The organism is Actinomycetospora sp. (assembly GCF_055612215.1).
The window spans coordinates 1-2,378 of record NZ_JBVPVA010000128.1; the positions used below are offsets into that span (position 1 = coordinate 1).

Here is a 2,378-nt window from a genome sequence, read left to right on the forward strand (position 1 = left end):
CCCGACTGGCTCACCGGCCTGTCCACCGACGACCTCCGCCGGCTCGTCGCCCTCGACGAGCCCGCCGGAGCGGAGGACGACGCGGACGACGCGGACGACGACGTGGACGAACCGGTCGACCTGGACGGGGGCCCCGGTGCCCCCTGAGTCCCGCCGGCCGCGCACGCCGTTCCGCGAGAAGTTCCCCGATCCCCGCGCCGCCGCCCCGCCCGACGACGGCCTGCGGGACTTCTCGGAGTACGGCCGGCGCATCGCCGTCGAGGGCGGGGTCGCCGCGCGGAGCCGGCGCGGGGCGATCGGCGAGTCGTGGTGGTCCGGGCGGTTCCTGGCGGTGCTCGAGAAGCTCGGCGTCGGGGGCCGGCTGACCCGCGGCAAGACCTACGCGCGCGCCGGCCAGGTGATCGACCTCGCGATCGACCCCGGCGAGGTCGTCGCGACCGTGCAGGGCAGCCGCCCCGAGCCCTACCGCGCCCGGATCGGCCTGACGCCGTTCGCCGAGGAGGCCTGGGAGGCCGTGGAGAGCGCGTTCGCCCGCGACTCCTGGTACGCCGCGTCGCTGCTCGGCGGCAGCGTGCCCGACGACCTCGAGGACGTCTTCGCCTCGGTCGGCCTCTCGCTCTTCCCGACGGGGGCGCGGGAGATGCCGATGGACTGCTCCTGCCCGGACTGGTCGGTGCCGTGCAAGCACCTGGCCGCGGTCGCCTACCTCGTCGCCGAGCGCTTCGACGACGACCCGTTCCTCATCCTGCGCTGGCGGGGCCGGGACCGGGCGACGCTGCTGGCCGGCATCCGCTCGCACCGCGACGACGTCGAGCCCGGCGTGACGCCGCTGGCCGCGGTGGTCGGTCGGTACTTCGACGCGGGCGGCCCGCTGCCCGACGTCGTGGCCGCCCGCCCCGACCCCGGCCGCTCGGAGGCGCTGCTCGACGAGATGCCGCCGCTCGGGGTGCGTGTGACGGGTGAGGCTCCCGACGGCTCCGAGGTCGACGCCCGCGAGGCCCTCCGGCCCCTCTACCGCCGCTTCGGGACGCCGAACGGGTAGAACGGTGCCGTGGCCAGCATCCTCCTGATCGTCGCGCACCCCGACGACATCGACTTCGGCAGCGGCGGCTCGGTGGCCCGCTGGGTGGCCGAGGGGAACACCGTCGCCTACTGCATCTGCACCGACGGCGACGCCGGCGGCTACGACGAGGCGGTCGGGCGCACCGAGATGGCCGAGCTGCGCCGCCAGGAGCAGCGGGCCGCCGCCGACGTGTACGGGGTCGGCGAGATCGACTGGCTCGGTCACCCCGACGGCCGGCTCTACGTCACCCACGAGCTGCGGCGCGACATCTCCCGCTCGATCCGCCGCCACCGTCCCGACCGCGTCGTCGTCCCCTCGCCCACCCGCAACCTGCGCAGCACCTACGGCAGCCACCCCGACCACATCGCGGCCGGCGAGGCGGCGATGTGCGCGGTCTACCCCGACGCGCGCAACCCGTTCGCCCACCCGGAGCTCCTCGCCGACGAGGGCCTCGAGGCCTGGACGGTGGGGGAGACCTGGATCTCGAACCCGGGCGAAGGTGCCGACACCTACGTCGACATCACCGACCACATGGAGGCGAAGATCGCCGCCCTGAAGGCCCACGTCAGCCAGACCGGCCACATGGACGACCTCGCCCAGCGGATGCAGATGTGGGGCTACGCCCAAGCCAAGGCGGCGGGGTGGTGCGAGGACGGCACGCCCGAGGACGAGCGTCGCTACGCCGAGGGCTACCTCGTCCTCGACACGAAGTAGGGCACGACGGGGGCCGTCGCGGCCCTGTGCGCGACGCACACGAAGGACGGGCCGGCGCTCGACCCTGTAGGAACCAGCGCGCCGCACACACACCGCGCCGGACACGTGGTTCGACCCCGTCGAAACCAGCGCGCCGCACACACCGCAAGGTCGTCGTACTCCCCGCCGCGGCCTCATCGAGTGGACGCCCACGGCTGCGCCCGGCACCCCTGAGGTCCACTCCGGGCGCGGCCGGCGGTCCTCGCGGCCCCGGAGCTCACTCGGCTGAGACCGGCCGCCCGGCCGCTCGGCCGCGGCGCGACCGCAGGGCGTTCGCGAACACGATGTGTGCGCCCCGCGTCGGTTCCCCCAGAACCGTGCCCGACTGCCGGCCGAGTGTGTGCGCCGCGCGTCGCTTTCCCCAGAACCGTGCCCCGCTGCCGGCAGAGTGTGTGCGCCGCGCGTCGACGCCCTGCACCGCCCGCGCCCCGATTCCGCCGAAGCGGACCCGGCCGGCGTCGTCGATCTCTACCGTCGCTCCCGTGGGTGAGGTCGACACCGAGAAGCGGGCCGCGCTCGACCGCGCGGAGAACGCCGAGTTCGCACAGGGCGTCCTGGACCG

2 protein-coding genes are annotated in these 2,378 nt (G+C 75.0%); both read left to right on the forward strand.

From position 1 onward, the window contains the following. Positions 1 to 136: 136 nt before the first annotated feature. Positions 137 to 1,042, forward strand: coding sequence for an SWIM zinc finger family protein (locus AC0CYZ_RS03370; protein WP_472212340.1), 906 nt, complete (start codon positions 137 to 139; stop codon positions 1,040 to 1,042). A 9-nt stretch (positions 1,043 to 1,051) separates the two neighbouring features. Beyond that, complete coding sequence (locus AC0CYZ_RS03375) at positions 1,052 to 1,777, forward strand: PIG-L deacetylase family protein (RefSeq protein ID WP_472212342.1); 726 nt, start codon at positions 1,052 to 1,054, stop codon at positions 1,775 to 1,777. The last annotated feature ends 601 nt before the right edge of the window (positions 1,778 to 2,378 follow it).